This window comes from Pseudomonas sp. FP2254 (assembly GCF_030687695.1).
In the GTDB taxonomy this organism is placed as follows: Bacteria; Pseudomonadota; Gammaproteobacteria; order Pseudomonadales; family Pseudomonadaceae; genus Aquipseudomonas; species Aquipseudomonas quebecensis.
The window spans coordinates 2,330,913-2,346,547 of sequence record NZ_CP117444.1 but is presented as its reverse complement, the minus strand read 5'-3'; the positions used below and the strand labels follow the sequence as shown (position 1 = coordinate 2,346,547).

At 63.8% G+C, this 15,635-nt stretch carries 12 protein-coding genes; 4 read left to right on the top strand and 8 right to left on the bottom strand.

Annotation, left to right across the window (positions count from 1 at the left end):
- Positions 1-76 precede the first annotated feature (76 nt).
- Positions 77-970 carry a hypothetical protein gene (locus PSH94_RS10805; protein WP_305437440.1) on the bottom strand — a complete coding sequence of 298 codons (894 nt, stop codon included), beginning with the start codon at positions 968-970 and terminating at the stop codon, positions 77-79.
- Positions 971-1,262: 292 nt separating this feature from the next.
- Between PSH94_RS10805 and PSH94_RS10800 the strand changes: the two genes are divergently transcribed.
- Positions 1,263-1,946: a response regulator transcription factor gene (locus PSH94_RS10800; protein ID WP_181077123.1), complete on the top strand. Its 684-nt coding sequence runs from the start codon at positions 1,263-1,265 to the stop codon at positions 1,944-1,946.
- On the top strand, positions 1,924-3,315 hold the full coding sequence (locus PSH94_RS10795) for a HAMP domain-containing sensor histidine kinase (RefSeq protein WP_181077122.1): 1,392 nt from the start codon (positions 1,924-1,926) through the stop codon (positions 3,313-3,315). Before PSH94_RS10800 ends, PSH94_RS10795 begins: the two co-directional genes overlap by 23 nt.
- A gap of 21 nt (positions 3,316-3,336) precedes the next feature.
- On the opposite strand, the gene PSH94_RS10790 is transcribed toward PSH94_RS10795, so the two are convergent.
- The 4 genes from PSH94_RS10790 to PSH94_RS10775 all read right to left on the bottom strand — a co-directional run bounded on the left by PSH94_RS10790 (position 3,337) and on the right by PSH94_RS10775 (position 7,067).
- The gene (locus PSH94_RS10790; RefSeq protein WP_253506868.1) at positions 3,337-3,753 is read right to left on the bottom strand and encodes an SRPBCC family protein; all 417 of its coding nucleotides are present in this window, start codon (positions 3,751-3,753) and stop codon (positions 3,337-3,339) included.
- Between the two features lie 193 nt (positions 3,754-3,946).
- Complete coding sequence (locus tag PSH94_RS10785) at positions 3,947-5,047, bottom strand: acetoin dehydrogenase dihydrolipoyllysine-residue acetyltransferase subunit (protein WP_305437437.1); 1,101 nt, start codon at positions 5,045-5,047, stop codon at positions 3,947-3,949.
- Positions 5,044-6,063 (bottom strand): alpha-ketoacid dehydrogenase subunit beta, encoded by a 1,020-nt coding sequence (locus PSH94_RS10780; protein WP_181077116.1) that lies wholly within the window; start codon positions 6,061-6,063, stop codon positions 5,044-5,046. Before PSH94_RS10780 ends, PSH94_RS10785 begins: the two co-directional genes overlap by 4 nt.
- 26 nt (positions 6,064-6,089) lie before the next feature.
- Positions 6,090-7,067 (bottom strand): thiamine pyrophosphate-dependent dehydrogenase E1 component subunit alpha, encoded by a 978-nt coding sequence (locus tag PSH94_RS10775; RefSeq protein ID WP_266248952.1) that lies wholly within the window; start codon positions 7,065-7,067, stop codon positions 6,090-6,092.
- 309 nt (positions 7,068-7,376) lie between these two features.
- Between PSH94_RS10775 and PSH94_RS10770 the strand changes: the two genes are divergently transcribed.
- Positions 7,377-9,251, top strand: a complete 1,875-nt coding sequence (locus PSH94_RS10770; RefSeq protein ID WP_305437434.1) for a sigma-54-dependent Fis family transcriptional regulator — start codon at positions 7,377-7,379, stop codon at positions 9,249-9,251.
- Between the two features lie 181 nt (positions 9,252-9,432).
- On the opposite strand, the gene PSH94_RS10765 is transcribed toward PSH94_RS10770, so the two are convergent.
- The gene (locus tag PSH94_RS10765) at positions 9,433-10,212 is read right to left on the bottom strand and encodes an acetoin reductase (protein WP_253506860.1); all 780 of its coding nucleotides are present in this window, start codon (positions 10,210-10,212) and stop codon (positions 9,433-9,435) included.
- Between the two features lie 169 nt (positions 10,213-10,381).
- Between PSH94_RS10765 and PSH94_RS10760 the strand changes: the two genes are divergently transcribed.
- Positions 10,382-12,532 (top strand): TonB-dependent siderophore receptor, encoded by a 2,151-nt coding sequence (locus PSH94_RS10760; RefSeq protein WP_305437433.1) that lies wholly within the window; start codon positions 10,382-10,384, stop codon positions 12,530-12,532.
- Positions 12,533-12,536: 4 nt separating this feature from the next.
- Here PSH94_RS10760 and PSH94_RS10755 read toward each other — a convergent pair whose 3' ends face one another.
- Together PSH94_RS10755 and uvrA are read right to left on the bottom strand one after the other, a co-directional pair.
- Positions 12,537-12,974 (bottom strand): carboxymuconolactone decarboxylase family protein, encoded by a 438-nt coding sequence (locus PSH94_RS10755; RefSeq protein WP_181077106.1) that lies wholly within the window; start codon positions 12,972-12,974, stop codon positions 12,537-12,539.
- Between the two features lie 140 nt (positions 12,975-13,114).
- A complete protein-coding gene (gene uvrA / locus PSH94_RS10750) occupies positions 13,115-15,634 on the bottom strand; it encodes an excinuclease ABC subunit UvrA (RefSeq protein ID WP_305437431.1) in 2,520 nt (839 codons plus the stop codon).
- Position 15,635 lies beyond the last annotated feature (1 nt).

Below are 15,635 nucleotides of genomic sequence, written 5' to 3'. Positions count from 1 at the left end.
TCGCGATCAAAATGATGACCGGGATAGGCACGCCGAGGAACCACAGCAGTAATGAGCGCATTGTTTTCTCCTTGAATTAACGGACGTAATGTTCGGTTTCGACATACACCACGGCATCCCGACGACGACCGCCGAAGGTCGCAGCGAAGCTGGCAAAGAAGGCGCCGATCAGCAGCGCGACAAACATCCACAGCGCGGTCCAGGCAGCGACTTTGGCGGCGGTGTCAGCGGCTTGCTTGGCTTTGAGCTTGGCGTCTTCGACGGCTTTACGGGCGTCGCCGTAGACCTTGTCGATGCGCGCTTCGGCGTCGGCCTGGCTGAGGTTGGTGCGCTGGCTGATCAACTGGGCCAGGTAGGTACGGTCTTCAGCAGCCAGTTGACCGTCATTGCTCAGGGTGCGGGCAAAAATGCGCGCAACCACGGCATGGGCGGCGTCATCGCTGACTGCGGCTGGGCGGTCATCGCGGAACAGGCTGTCGACGTAATAACCGAAGTCATCACCCTTGACGCCCTGTGCTGCGCCGCCGGCGGCTTGCACCGCACCCGAGGCGACACTGGCGCTGGCCTGCACGCCGCCACCGACCACGCTGCTGACCGAACTGACCACCAGGGTCGCGGTGATCAACGTGGCCACGGCCCAGGCCAGGAAGCCATGGGCGGTGTCGCGGAAATACACTTCATCGCCATGCATATTGGCCCACTTCACGCGCAGACGGCCGGCAATGTAACCGCCCAAGCCGGCGGCGACGATCTGGGTAAATGCCAGCCAGACAATCGTGGATATACCCAGCCCTTTGGCGCTCACACCACTGTTGGCCCACGGCGACACGGCCGAAAAGCCCAGGCCAAAGCCCAGCAGCACCAGGATCAGCGAGAGTGCGGCCGCCGCAGCGGCCCCGGCAAAAATCGCCCCCCAGGAAACCCCGGAGCGCGCGCTCGATTCTTGCAGCGTGGTTGAAGGTGTGATCATTGTTGTTTTGCTCCCGGCAGGAAAAATAGTGTTACAAGTCTCAAAAGGGACAGTGCAGGCAGCGTGCCAGTCGGCATAAAAATAAAAATCCTTTATTTTCAATATGTTAGATAAGTTGAACTTCCTAAGACCATGCAACTTGCAAGAACCTGGCAATCAGAGCGGGCGTATTGCATTCCAATATGGGAGGGGGGTGTCGGATTTGCCTCCATGAAGTTTTATTTAGGAAGCGTTCAGCCAATTGTTGGCAAAATGCTCCTCTTCTAGTGTGAATCGCTCGCCAGGTATGCCTATGACCCGCATTTTGACCATCGAGGATGACGCCGTAACGGCCCGCGAGATTGTCGCCGAGCTGAGTAGCCATGGACTGGAGGTTGATTGGGTGGACAACGGCCGCGAAGGCCTGGTCCGCGCCGTGAGTGGTGACTACGACCTGATCACCCTGGACCGCATGCTGCCGGAACTGGATGGCCTGGCCATCGTCACCACCCTGCGCACCATTGGAGTATCGACGCCGATCCTGATGATCAGCGCCCTCTCCGACGTCGATGAACGCGTGCGCGGCCTGCGCGCCGGTGGCGATGACTACCTGACCAAGCCGTTCGCTTCCGATGAAATGGCCGCACGTGTAGAAGTGCTGCTGCGCCGCAAAAGTACGGTCAAGGAATTCGAGACCGCCTTGCGCGTGGCCGACCTGGAGTTGAACCTGATCAGCCGCGAAGCCACTCGCGCCGATCAGCCGCTCACCCTGCTGCCCACCGAATACAAACTGCTGGAATTTTTGATGCGCAACACCGGGCAGATCCTGTCGCGGATGATGATCTTCGAGGAAGTCTGGGGCTATCACTTCGACCCCGGCACCAACCTGATCGATGTGCACATCGGACGCCTGCGCAAGAAAATCGACCCACCGGGCCTCACACCGCTGATCCGCACGGTACGAGGTTCCGGTTATGTCATTGCTGAACCCCTCTAAGGGCTGGCGCTCATCCAGCAGCCGCCTGCTGGCACTGTACAGCTCGCTGTTCGTGGCCTGGAGCTGCATCCTGATGGGGGTGCTGTACTTCGAAGTGTCGGGTTACCTGGGGGATTTGTCGCGCCACTCGCTGTTGCAGCGCCAGCACCTCTTTCAACGTTTCGACGGTGAGGAACTGGTGGAGGCGCTGACCACCAGCATGACCTTCGATATGAAGGGCGTTGACGCCTACGGCCTGTTCGACGAACAGTTCCGCCCGTTGAACGGACCGATCCGCGCAATTCCGCCGGACCTGCCTCTGGACGGCAAGATCCACGCCCTGACCAATTGCGTGGACTCCGACGATCCCAAATTGCCCAAGGACAGCTGCGATGCCGTCGCCACCCACACCGGCGATGGCCGCTGGCTGGTACTGGTGCGCGCCAACGGTTCGCTGTTCGGCGTGACGCGAATCATCTGGCATGCGCTGCTCTGGGCACTCTCGCTGACTATCATTCCCGGTGTCGCGGGCTGGCATTTGCTGCGCCGTCGTCCGCTGCGACGTATTCGCGGGATCCAGGCCAGCGCCGAAGCTATCGTCGCCGGCGACCTCACCCATCGCCTGCCGCTGTCCAACCGACGCGACGAATTGGACATGCTCGCGGCCATCGTCAACGCCATGCTCGACCGCATCGAAAAGTTGATGAACGAGGTCAAGGGCGTGTGCGACAACATTGCCCATGATCTGCGCACCCCACTGACGCGCCTGCGCGCGCAGTTGTATCGCATCCGGCAGGAGGCCGAGCAGGACTCGGGCTACGCGGTAAAACTGGATGATGCGATTGCCGAAACCGACACCCTGATGGCGCGTTTTCGCGGGCTGTTGCGTATTTCGGAACTGGAAGACCACCAGCGCCGTTCAGGCTTCCTGGTGATGGACCCGCTGCCGCTGCTGAGGGAATTGCACGATTTCTATCTGCCGCTGGCCGAGGAAGGCGAACTGCAACTGGTGCTCGACATGCCACCCTCCCTGCCGTGGATCACCGGCGACCGCGCGCTGCTGTTTGAAGCCGTGGCGAACTTATTGAGCAATTCGATCAAGTTCACCCCGCCGGGCGGCGAAGTCATTTTGCGCGGGCTCAACGACGCGGGCAGCACCCGTATCGAAGTGCACGACTCGGGGCCAGGCATACCGGCGGCCGAGCGTGCCGCTGTGTTCCAGCGTTTTTACCGCGTGGACGAAAGCGACCAGCCCGGTGGGTTCGGGCTGGGGTTGTCGATTGTCGCGGCGATCATCAACCTGCATGGCTTCAAGCTGGAGGTAGGCAGCAGCGCCCGGGGCGGCGCGCGGCTGATCCTGGAGTGTCGCCAGCAACTGATGCCCGAATGAGCGAGTGGGGCCTGCTGCGACTCAGGCCTTGAAGTTGGCGCGCAGCGCTTCGACCCCACCCTTGTAGACACCGGCGAACAGCTCCTCCACCGCCTCGTCCGTGGTGCCCGCCGCCGGTGTGAACACGCCCGACCACGTCACCTTCGTCGACGCGTCAGTCAAGGCTTCCACCTGCAACGTCGCCAGGTAAGCGCTCACCGGAAACGGCGATTGCTCGATGGTGTAGCTGTAGGTACGCGAAACGTTATCGAACGTCTGCAACCGCTCGACGATCACGCCACCGTCGGCGGTTGTCAGATGGCGCAGGCGGCCACCTTCGCCGGGCTCGCTCTTGGCAATCAGCGGCAACCAGTCCGGCAGGCTGTTGAAGCCGCCGACCAATTGCCAGACCTGATCGGCCGATACCGGGATTTCTATTACTGCGGATGCGGTTGGCACGGTCAATCTCCAGAAGTCATGGAAAACGTCGCCCAGACTGCCACGCCTGGCGCGTCATTGCATCCCTTCTGAATGCTCGGATAAGGGGGTGACTGACGCCTCGCAATCGGGGGCAAGCCCCCTCCCACACAGTCAGTACTGTGGGAGGGGGTTTGCCCCCGATTGCAGTGGGTCAGGCCCCACGGATCTCAGCTCAATGGCGCTTGAGGAACGCCAGCATCAACGGGTTAACCTGCTCCGCCGCCTCCAGCTGCACCATATGCCCCTGCCCCGGCAGGATTTCCACCTGGGCCTCCAGCCCTTGGGCATGAGCGACCGGGATAATGGCGTCGTCGCTGCCCCAGATCACCAGGCTCGGCTGTCGACCGACAACATGGCGCATATCCAGCTTCTGCCGTCCTCCTTCAAACAACGCAGCATTGAGTTGACGCAACGCCTGGTCGACGCCTTCCAGGCGCTTGAACTTAAGCATGTCTTCCAGCATTTGCCGTGTCACCAGGCCCGGATCGCTGAACAGCTGGGTCAACTGCGGCTTGAGTGCGTTGCGATTGCCGGCCTCGGCAAACCCTTGCAGATAGTCGCCATTGATATCGGCGCCCAGCCCGGCGCTGGCGATCAGGGTCAGCGAAGCAATGCGCGCAGGCGCCTGGTCCGCAACGGTCAGCGCGACCAGCCCGCCCATGGAATGGCCGGCCAGGTGCACGCGCTGCACGTGCAGATGATCGAGCAGGCCCAGTACCGCCTGTGCCAACTCCGAGGCGTCGCCGCTGCGCAGCGTCTTGCCCGACTCGCCATGCCCCGGCAGGTCGAGCGCGATCACACGGCGGTCGGCGGCCAGGGCCGGTTGGTTGAACAGCCAGTTGTTCAAGTCGCCGCCAAAGCCATGCACCAGCACCAGCGGCGTGCCGCCTTCGCCGAGGTCCAGGTAACGCAGCAAGCCCCCGCCCACCTCGACTTTCTGCGCACTCGGCCCCGCCGTTTCGGCCTCGGCGGCACTGGACACGAACCCGGCCTGGAAGCGTTCGATTACCGCGTCGATCTCGGCGTCGCTGGCCTCACCTTCCACCACAATCCCCAGCAAGGCGCCGACCGGCAGGGTTTCATCGCTCTGCGCCAGCACTCGGCGCAACACGCCACTGAACGGCGCCTCGACGCTGCTGGAAATTTTGTCGGTCTCCACATCCAGCACTTCTTCGCCCTTCTCCACCCGCTCGCCCGGCTGCTTGAGCCAGGTGTCGATACGGCCCTCAGTCATCGATAGCCCCCACTTGGGCATGGTCAAGGTATGGATCATGCGGCGTTCCTCTTGTCGGCGATCTTCAGCACGGCGGCTTCGATCCTGGCGGCGTCGGGGATGTACAGGTCTTCCAGCGCATCGGAAAACGGCACCGGCGTATGGGGCGCGGTGACCATTTCGATGGGCGCGCGCAGTGCGGCGAATGCGCGCTGCGCCACCAGGGCGCTGATGTCGGTGGCAATCGAGCAGCGCGGGTTGGACTCATCGATCACCACCAGGCGCCCGGTTTTCTCCACGCTTTCCAGGATGCTGTCCTCATCCAGTGGGCTGGTGGTGCGCAGGTCCAACACTTCGCAGTCGATGCCTTGGCGTGCCAGGTTGGCGGCGGCGTCGAGGGCGATATGCACCATGCGCCCGTAAGTTACCAGGGTCACGTCGCGGCCTTCGCGCACAAAGTTGGCCTCGCCGAACGGCACGGTATACAGCTCTTCGGGCACGTCGCCTTGCAGGCTGTAGAGCATTTTGTGTTCGAGGAAGATCACCGGGTCGTTATCGCGGATCGCCTGGATCAGCATGCCCTTGGCATCATAGGGCGTGGCCGGGCACACCACTTTCAGGCCGGGAATGTGGGTCCACATCGAGGTGAGCATCTGCGAGTGCTGGGCGGCGGCGCGCAGGCCGGCGCCGTACATGGCGCGGATCACCAGCGGTGTGGTGGTCTTGCCACCGAACATATAGCGAAACTTGGCGGCCTGGTTGAGCAACTGGTCAAGGCAACAGCCGATAAAGTCGACGAACATCAGTTCGCACACCGGGCGCATGCCCCGGGTGGCGGCGCCCACGGCCATGCCCACGTAGCCGACCTCGGACAACGGTGCATCCAGCACGCGCTCGGGGAACTCCGGGTACAGGCCTTTGGTGACGCCGAGCACGCCGCCCCAGGCGTCCTGTTCGCCGGGCGACCCGGTGCCGCCGGACACATCCTGGCCGATGATGAACACGCTCTGGTCGCGGCGCATCTCCTGGGCCAGGGCTTCGTTGATTGCCTGCTGATAGCTGATTTTGCGAGCCATGAAATTCTCTCCGGGTCTTGTTGTTATTAGCGGTAGGCGACGTAGACATCGCTGAGCAGATCGGCTGCCTGGGGCTTGGGATCGGACTTGGCCAGGCGCACGGCATCTTCGATCAACTGTGCGACCTCGCCGTCGATACGCTCGAATTGCGCGGCGTCCAACCAGCCTTCGGCCTGGCAACGCTGGCGGAACAGCACCAGGCAATCCTGGGTTTCGCGCAGGTTCTTCACTTCATCCACACCGCGATAGGTTTGGGCATCGCCTTCGAAGTGGCCGTAGAAACGGCTCAACTTGACCTCCACCAGCGTCGGCCCTTCGCCGTTGCGTGCACGCTCTACGGCCACGCCCAGCGCCGCGTGCACGGCGAAGAAATCGTTGCCATCGACGATCACCCCCGGCATGCCGAACCCCACGGCGCGCTCGGCGATGTCCTTGCACGCCACCGACCAGCCGGAACCGGTGGCTTCTGCATAGCCGTTGTTTTCGGCGACGAACAGACAGGGCAATTTCATGATCGAGGCCAGGTTCATCGCCTCGAACACCGCGCCCTCGTTGGAGCCGCCATCGCCAAAAAATGCCACGGCCACGCCCTGGCTGCCCTTGAGCCTGGCGGCCAACGCCGCACCGGCCGCCAACGGTGCGCCGGCACCGACGATGCCATTGGCGCCGAGCATGCCTTTCTCCTGATCGGCGATGTGCATGGAGCCGCCCTTACCGCCGCAGACGCCGGTTTTCTTGCCGTAGATCTCGGCCATCATGCCGAACACATCCACCCCCTTGGCGATGCAATGACCGTGGCCACGGTGGTTGGAGGCGATGCAATCGTCATCGTTAAGATGGGCCATGACCCCGGCGGCACTGGCTTCCTGGCCGGCATACAAATGCACGAAGCCGGGAATCTCGCCGGTGGCGAATTCCACATGCAGGCGTTCTTCGAAATCACGGATGGTGCGCATCACGGTGTAGGCATGCAGCAATTGATCAGTGGACAGGTGGGTGGACATCTTGTTGTTCTCCAGGTTGTCTCGACACACAAAAGGCTGGCGTCGACCAGCTACAGGCCACTCAGCACAGCCTGTGCCATAACCGCCAGGAACCTGGCAAAGCGTTGATCCAGAGCAGTGCCGCCCCCTTGTACGTGCGCACTCAATACACTCGGAATGAGACGTTGCAGCGCAGCTTGCCGATGGCGTCTCAAGGCAAATGAGACGCTGCGTCTCAGCGTCGGCAGTTGGTCAGCCCGCCCTTGTCCACCCGCGCGCGCAGGCGCTTAATGGCGGGCATAACAACAAAGCTCGAGAACCGGAGGCCCTATGCTCGCCGCGAACTCCAGGGAGCACGTCGACTGCGTCAGTCGCGTGGTCCGCAATGCCGATCGCCTGCCCCAGGCACCGGTGCCCGCATTGATTTTCGATTCCTGGCGCCGCTCCATGGAACAACACCACCTGGACCCAGGCTCCCTGCAGGGCCCCCGTATCCTCAGCGAACCCTTGCTCAAGGAATGCCGCGAACGCGCCGAGCTGTTCATGCGCATCGCCAGCGAAGAAGTCGGGCAACTGCACCATCGCGTGCGTCATGCCGATTACTGCGTGATGCTTACCGACGCCCAGGGCCAGACCCTCGACCACCGCGTAGACAGCAGCATTCGCAGCGACTGTCGCAAGGCCGGTCTGTACCTGGGCACCTGCTGGTCGGAAGCCGAAGAAGGCACCTGCGGCGTGGCCACGGTATTGACCAGCAAGGCAGCGGTGACCGTGCACAAACGCGATCACTTTCGCGCGGCGTTCATCGGCCTGACCTGCTCCGCCGCGCCGATCTTCGATCCGCAGGGCAATCTGCTGGGGGTGATGGACGCCTCGGCGCTCAAGTCGCCGGATGACCGGCGCAGCCAGCACCTGGTGCGCCAGATGGTGGCCCAGAGCGCCCAGGCCATCGAGAATGCGTTCTTCATGCACAGCGCCCGCCAGCATTGGGTGCTGCAGGCGCACAGCACACCGGGCTATGTGGACAGCCAGCCCGACCTGCTGCTGGCCTGGGACCAGGACGGGCGCCTGCAGGCCCTCAACAGCAAGGCACGCCAGGCCCTGCGTCGACGCTTCGGCCAGGTGCCGGCGCATATCGGTGAAGTATTCGACCTGGATGCCTTGCGTGCGGTGACCGACCAGCGTGCCCAACAGTTGCACTGGCTGGGCGAGCCCGGCGCGCTGCATGTGCGGGTCAACACGCCCCAACGTTGTTCGCGCACGCGCGCGGCGCCGAGCCATCAGGTCGACCCCCGTGTGGAAGAACACCTGCGCCTGGCCGTACGGGTCAAGGACCGCAACCTGCCGGTGCTGGTGCAAGGCGAAACCGGTGCCGGCAAGGAAGTCTTCGCGCGCCAGTTGCATGAACGCAGTGCGCGCCGCCAGGGCCCATTCGTGGCGGTGAACTGCGCGGCGATCCCGGAGAACCTGATTGAAAGCGAGCTGTTCGGCTATGTGGCAGGGGCGTTTACCGGTGCCTCCAGCAAAGGCATGCCCGGCCTGTTGGTGCAGGCCGACGGCGGCACGCTGTTCCTCGATGAGATCGGCGACATGCCGCTGGCGTTGCAGACCCGCCTGTTGCGGGTCATGGCCGAGGGTGAAGTGGCGCCCCTGGGCGCGGCCAGAACCCGCACGGTGGATATCCAGGTGATCTGCGCCAGCCACCGCGACCTGGCGGCGCTGGTGAGCGAGGGGCGCTTTCGCGAAGACTTGTACTTTCGCCTCGGCTGCGCCCGGGTCAGCCTGCCGCCGTTGCGCGATCGCACCGACAAACTGGCCCTGATCCACCGCCTGCTGGAGCAGGAATCACAGCGCGGCGCGGTCGCACTGGGCATCAGCCAGGCGGCGCTTGAAGTGTTGTTGAGCCATGGCTGGCCCGGTAATGTGAGGCAACTGCGGCATGTGCTGGCGTATGCCTGCGCGGTGTGCGACGGCCAAACCCTGCAACTGGCGGATCTGCCGGTGGAAGTGCGCGGCGAACAGGTCGCGGCGCCGACCGAACAGAGCGCCAGCCCGGAACGGCAAGTGGTACTGGATGCGCTGATCCGGCATCGCTGGAAACCAACACCGACCGCCCAGGCGCTGGGCATTTCCAGAGCCACCCTGTACCGCCGAGTCAACCAACTGGGCATCGATATGCCCGGCAAGGCTTCCCTGACACAGTGAGGTCGCTCATAGCGGCGTGTCAGTGACACACATGTTGCCTGAGCGAAAGCTATCGGGGGCAAGCCCCCTCCCACAGTGGGACCTCGCTGTCGCAGGTAATGTGGGAGGGGGCTTGCCCCCGATGGCGGTGGGTCAGCGAAAAAATACTAACTGAACCACCACCAACGCACGCTTTGCGAGATCAGCGGTAGACCAAACCACCATCGATCAGGGGCGCCTGCCCGGTCATGTAGTCCGCATCCGGACCGGCCAGGAACGCTACCAGCCCCGCCACGTCTTCCGGGGTTTCGGCGCGGCCCAGGGCGATGCCGTCCACGTATTGCTTGTAGGTCGCGCCCACCTCGGCCCCAGTGATCTCAGCCATTCGCTTGTCGATCTCCACCCACATATCGGTGCCCACGACGCCCGGGCAGTAGGCATTGACGGTGATCCCCGCGCTGGCCAGCTCCTTGGCCGCCGCCTGGGTCAGCGCACGCACGGCGAACTTGGTGGCCGAGTACACGCCCAGCAGCGCAAACCCTTCATGGCCGGCGATGGAGCAGGCGTTGATAATCTTGCCCTTGCACCCCAGCGCCTTGAATTTCTTGCCGGCGGCCTGGATGCCCCACAACACGCCCTGCACATTGATACCCAAGGTGCGTTCGACCTGTTCCGGGGTCACCTCCAGCAGTGCATCGATCTGCGCCACCCCGGCGTTGTTGACGATGATGTCGAAGCCGCCCAGGGTCTGGTGCGCATGCTCCACCGCCGCCACAACCTGTTCGCGCTTGGACACATCGGCGATAAACACCGACGCCTTGCGTCCGATGGCCGTGATTTCGGTGGCCACGGCGGCGAGTTTGGCACCATTGATGTCCACCAGGGCGATATCGGCGCCCTCCTGAGCCAGGCGCAAGGCAATGGCCCGGCCGATGCCCTGCCCGGCGCCGGTGACCAGCGCAACTTTTCCAGCGATACCCATGACGATCTCCTGCAATGATGAAAGAAGCCGTGTCTATCGCAGGTGCAGGCGCGGGCTGTCGAGCCGGCAAGGCTTCGGCGTGGGAGCTGAGACGGGACGTCTCGCTTGTAAAACCGCGCCGTAATGCCTAGCTTATGCGCCCCCTGCCCCGCGCTCTAAGGCCCAGCCCATGGTTTTGCGTTTTCGCCCCGTCGTCACTTCACGTGTTGCCCTCGGCCTGCTGCTCAGCGGCGGCATCGGCAACAGCCTGGCGGCCGCGCTGGAACTGCCGGCGCTGCAGGTACAGGGCGAAGATACGTCCGGCTATCGCGCCGAAACCGCCTCGGTCGGCGGCTTCCATGAAACACCGCTGCTCGACACCGCGGCCTCGGTCAGCGTGTTCAACGCCGCGCTGATCAAGGACCAGCAAGCGCGCCTGCTCAGTGAAGTGCTGCGCAACGATGCGTCGGTGGGCGACAGCTATGCGCCCATCGGCTACTACGAAAACTTCGTGGTGCGCGGTTTTTCGCTGAACGCGGCCAGCAGCTACAAGATCAATGGGCGCACCATCACCGGCGAACAGAACGTCGCCCTGGAAAACAAGCAGCAGGTGGAAGTGCTCAAGGGCCTGGCGGGCTTGCAGAGCGGTATTTCCGAACCCAGCGGCGCGATTAACTATGTCACCAAGCGCCCGGAAGAGGTGCGCTCGGTGACCGTGTCCACCGACGATCGCGGCAGCGGTTACCTGGCCACCGATGTCGGTGGCTGGTTCGGCAGCGAGCAGCAGTTCGGCCTGAGGGCCAACGTCGCTCATGAAGACCTGCATTCCTACGTGGAACACGCCAACGGCCAGCGCGATTTCCTGGCCCTGGCGTTCGACTGGAACATCAGCCCCGACGCCGTGCTGCAACTGGACGCCGAATACCAGAACAAACAACAGCGCTCGGTGCCGGGTTATCAGTTGCTGGGCGGCAGCGCAGTGCCCCACGGGGCCTCGCCGAAGAAACTGCTGGGGCACCAGAGCGGCGCCAAACCGGTGGACATCGATTCGCTGAACCTCAACGGCACGTTCGACTATCGCTTCAACGATCAATGGACATCCCAGATCAGCGCCGCGCGCAGCAAAGTGGTGATCGATGACTACAGCTCATTTGCCTGGGGTTGCTATTACATCGGCAGCTGCAATGCCAACACCTTCAGCCCCGAAGGCGACTACGACATCTACGACTACCGCAGCCCCGACGACACGCGCCGCGACGACGAGGTGCAGGTCGCCATGACCGGCCGGTTCGACACCGCGGGCCTGGGCCACGAATTGACTTTCGGCACCAGCGCGTTTCGTCGAGTGATCGACCAGCGCAAACCCGTCAACGAGTGGATCGGCAGCGGCAACATCCACCAGGACGCCGCGACCTTCGCGCCGACCGACGTGCCGCTCAACGACAGCCATCGCACCCTCGACAGCCGCCAGTACGGCCTGTTCGTCACGGATCGCCTGCGCTTCAACGAGCAGTGGCAAACGGTCCTCGGCGGGCGTGAAGTGCGCCTCGATGAACAGGCGTTCGACAGCGACGGCAACCCGTCCCGCCACACGCAGCAATACGTGTTTCTACCCCAGGCGGCGCTGATCTATAAGCCGGTGGACAGCGTTTCGCTATACACCCGCTACGGCAAAGGCTTGTCTCTGGGAGGCACCGCGCCATGGTTCGCGACCAATGCCAGTGAGACCCTGGCACCGACCACCTCGCGACAGATCGAGGCCGGCGTCAAATACGACTGGCGCCGCATCAGCTTCGCCGCCGCGCTGTTCCAGACCCGACAGGGCTACCAATACGCCCGACCCGACGGCGCCGGCAGCTTCACCTATGTGCAGCAGGGCGAGCAGAAAAACACCGGGCTGGAAGTGTCGGCCAATGGCTGGGCCACCGACCGTTTGCAGATCGCCACCAGCGTGGCGGCGATTCGTGCACGGGTGAGCGGCAGCGGCACGGCGGCCTATGAAGGGCACCAGGCGATCAACGTGCCCAAGCTGCGCGCCAGCCTATACGCCGACTATGCGCTGCCGTGGGTCAATGGCCTGGCGGTGCTGGGTGGCGTGCAATACAGCGCCAAGAAGTACGCCAACCGCAGCGGCAATGTGCAGGTGGGCGATTACGCGGTGGTCAACGTCGGCAGCCGCTACACCACCCACCTCGACGGCTACGAAACCGTATTGCGCCTGAGCGTCGACAACCTGTTCGACAAACGTTACTGGCGCGATGCCGGCGAGTACCTGGGCGACGACTACCTGTTCCAGGGCGCACCACTGACGGCGCGCCTGAGCGCAACGGTCAATTTCTAAGGCATTACTTGGGCATTTTGCGAAAACCCACGGCAAGGCGGTTCCAGCTGTTGATGGCAGCAATGGCCAGGCTCAAATCGACCTGTTCCTGGGCGCTGAATTCGGCCGCCAGCGCGGTGTAGTCCGCATCCGGCGCGTGCGTCTGGCTGAGCAGGGTCAGGCTTTCGGCCCAGGCCAGTGCGGCGCGCTCACGCGGCGTGAAGAACGGCGTCTCGCGCCAGGCCGACAGCGTGTACAGACGCCGCTCGGTCTCACCGCCCTTGCGGGCGTCGGCGGTGTGCATGTCCAGGCAGAAAGCACAGCCGTTGATCTGCGAGACCCGCAGGCGAATCAGTTCCAGCAGCGGCAGTTCGATGGAGAGTCTGCCGACGGCGGTCTCCAGGGCGAGCATGGCCTTCATGGCATCGGGGGACGCGGTGTAGAAATCGGTACGGGTTTGCATGGGGTTCTTCCGAGAATGGGTTGGCGCTCAGGTTAGTCAGGACGTGTGAGCCGTGGAATAGCCAATTCCGGGGAAGAACGGGAGGCCAATGGCCGTGCACCGAAGCCATCAAGGGCCAGCCCTTCCCGCGAGGCTACCGGCTAAACCAGCTCGCGCCGCAAAAACGGTGCCGTCCGACTCTTCTTGTTCTTGGCCACCGTGTGCGGTGTGCCACTGGCCACCACCTGCCCACCCAGGTCCCCTGCGCCCGGCCCGATATCGATCACCCAGTCACTCTGCGCCACTACGCGCATTTCGTGCTCCACCACGATCACCGTATGCCCGGCATCCACCAGTTGGTTAAGCTGGCTGAGCAGGCGATCGACATCCCGTGGATGCAATCCGGTGGTGGGCTCATCCAGCACATACAACGTGGCACCGCGAGCATTGCGTTGCAGTTCGGTGGCCAGTTTGATGCGCTGCGCTTCGCCACCGGACAGTTCGGTGGCCGGTTGGCCCAGGCGCAGGTAACCCAGACCGATATCCCGCAGCACCTGCAACGAGCGCAGCACACCCGGTTGGTCGGCAAACACCTCCACCGCCTGGTCCACCGTCAGCCCCAGTACCTGAGCGATGTTCAGGCCTTGCCACTTGACCGCCAGGGTCTGGGGGTTGTAGCGCGCGCCATGGCAGGTCGGGCACGGTGCGTAAACGCTCGGCATAAAAAGCAATTCGACGCTGACAAAGCCTTCGCCCTCGCAGTTCGGGCAGCGGCCCTTGGCGACGTTGAAGGAGAACTGCCCGGCATCGTAACCGCGCTTCTTCGCCGCCGGCGTGGCGGCAAACAGTTTGCGCACGTTGTCGAACAGCCCGGTGTAGGTCGCCAGGTTGGAGCGCGGCGTGCGGCCGATGGGCTTCTGATCCACCTGCACCAGGCGCCGGATATGTTCCAGCCCGGCGCCGATACGCCCGCCGCTGGTTTGCGGCGCGTCGTCTTCCAGGCTCGGTTCTTCATCGGCTTCCACCACGCGCCCCAGACCGCTACCCACCAGTTCCAGCAATGCCTGGCTGACCAGGCTGGACTTGCCCGAACCGGACACGCCGGTAACGGCGGTAAAACAGCCCAACGGGAAATCGACGTTCAGGTCCTTGAGGTTATTGCGCGTTACGCCCTCCAGCGCCAGCCAGGCGCTGGGCTCACGACGCGCGGCGGCGGCCGGGCGCGGAGCGGCAAACAGGTACTCACGGGTCTGCGACGCCTGCACCTCGGCCAGGCCGGCGGGCGGGCCGCTGTACAGCACTTGCCCGCCCTGCTCGCCGGCAGCCGGGCCGACATCGATCAGCCAGTCGGCGCGGCGCATGGTTTCCAGGTCATGCTCGACCACAAACAATGAATTGCCCGCCGCCTTCAAACGCTCCAATGCGGTAAACAGCGCTTCTCCATCCGCCGGATGCAGCCCGGCCGAAGGCTCGTCCAGCACATAGATCACGCCGAACAATTGCGAGCCCAGTTGAGTGGCCAGGCGCAAACGCTGCAATTCGCCGGACGACAAGCTCGGCGTGCTGCGCTCCAGGGACAGGTAGCCCAGGCCCAGTTCGATCAGCGTGCCGACGCGCTCAAGCAAATCCTCAGCGATACGCTGGGCCGCCAGGCGTTTTTCCACCGACAATTTCATACGGTCCTGCCCCGCCGCCACCGGCCGCAGCAAGTCGGCCAATTGGCTCAACGACAGCTGCGACAACTCACCGATGTCCACCCCGGCGAACTTCACCGACAACGCCGCGCGGGTCAGGCGTTTGCCCTCGCACAGCGGGCAAGGGCTGCCCTGCATAAACTGCGAGACACGCTTTTTCATCAGCGCGCTCTGAGTGTGGCTGAAGGTGTGCAGGATATAGCGCCGCGCGCCGCTGAACGTACCTTGATAGCTGGGCTCCAGCTTGCGCTTGAGCGCCTCGCGAGTCTGCTCAGGGGTGAAGCCGGCGTACACCGGCACGGTGGGCGTTTCCTCGGTGAAGAGAATCCAGTCGCGCTGCTTTTTCGGCAGGTCGCGCCAAGGAATATCCACGTCGTACCCCAGGGTCACCAGGATGTCGCGCAGGTTCTGGCCCTGCCATGCCAGCGGCCAGGACGCCACCGCGCGCTGCCGGATGCTCAACGACGGATCGGGCACCATCAGCGCCTCGGTCACCTCATACACGCGACCCAGGCCATGGCATTGCGGGCATGCGCCCTGGGGCAGGTTCGGCGAAAAATCCTCGGCATACAGCATGGCCTGCCCCGCCGGGTACTGACCGGCGCGGGAGTACAGCATACGAATCAGGCTCGACAGGGTGGTCACACTGCCCACCGACGAGCGCGCACTTGGCGTGCCGCGTTGCTGTTGCAGGGCCACGGCCGGCGGCAGGCCTTCGATGCTGTCCACATCCGGCACGCCGACCTGATCGATCAGGCGCCGCGCATACGGCGCCACCGATTCGAAATAGCGACGCTGAGCCTCGGCATACACGGTGGAAAACGCCAGGGACGACTTGCCCGAGCCGGACACGCCGGTGAACACCACCAGGGCATCGCGCGGAATGTCCACATCGACGTTGCGCAGGTTGTGTTCACGGGCGCCGCGCACGCGCACAAAGCCGGCGGGCGGGGACGTGGTCGGCGGGAGGTTGCGTTGTGAGGTCATG

What these genes read in the sequence shown, in the direction of transcription:
- PSH94_RS10805 (WP_305437440.1), bottom strand. Translation starts at nt 970, where the DNA reads ATGATCACACCTTCAACCACGCTGCAAGAATCGAGCGCGCGCTCCGGG.
- PSH94_RS10800 (WP_181077123.1), top strand. Translation starts at nt 1,263, where the DNA reads ATGACCCGCATTTTGACCATCGAGGATGACGCCGTAACGGCCCGCGAG.
- PSH94_RS10795 (WP_181077122.1), top strand. Translation starts at nt 1,924, where the DNA reads ATGTCATTGCTGAACCCCTCTAAGGGCTGGCGCTCATCCAGCAGCCGC.
- PSH94_RS10785 (WP_305437437.1), bottom strand. Translation starts at nt 5,047, where the DNA reads ATGATCCATACCTTGACCATGCCCAAGTGGGGGCTATCGATGACTGAG.
- PSH94_RS10780 (WP_181077116.1), bottom strand. Translation starts at nt 6,063, where the DNA reads ATGGCTCGCAAAATCAGCTATCAGCAGGCAATCAACGAAGCCCTGGCC.
- PSH94_RS10775 (WP_266248952.1), bottom strand. Translation starts at nt 7,067, where the DNA reads ATGTCCACCCACCTGTCCACTGATCAATTGCTGCATGCCTACACCGTG.
- PSH94_RS10770 (WP_305437434.1), top strand. Translation starts at nt 7,377, where the DNA reads ATGCTCGCCGCGAACTCCAGGGAGCACGTCGACTGCGTCAGTCGCGTG.
- PSH94_RS10765 (WP_253506860.1), bottom strand. Translation starts at nt 10,212, where the DNA reads ATGGGTATCGCTGGAAAAGTTGCGCTGGTCACCGGCGCCGGGCAGGGC.
- PSH94_RS10760 (WP_305437433.1), top strand. Translation starts at nt 10,382, where the DNA reads ATGGTTTTGCGTTTTCGCCCCGTCGTCACTTCACGTGTTGCCCTCGGC.
- PSH94_RS10755 (WP_181077106.1), bottom strand. Translation starts at nt 12,974, where the DNA reads ATGCAAACCCGTACCGATTTCTACACCGCGTCCCCCGATGCCATGAAG.
- uvrA (WP_305437431.1), bottom strand. Translation starts at nt 15,634, where the DNA reads ATGACCTCACAACGCAACCTCCCGCCGACCACGTCCCCGCCCGCCGGC.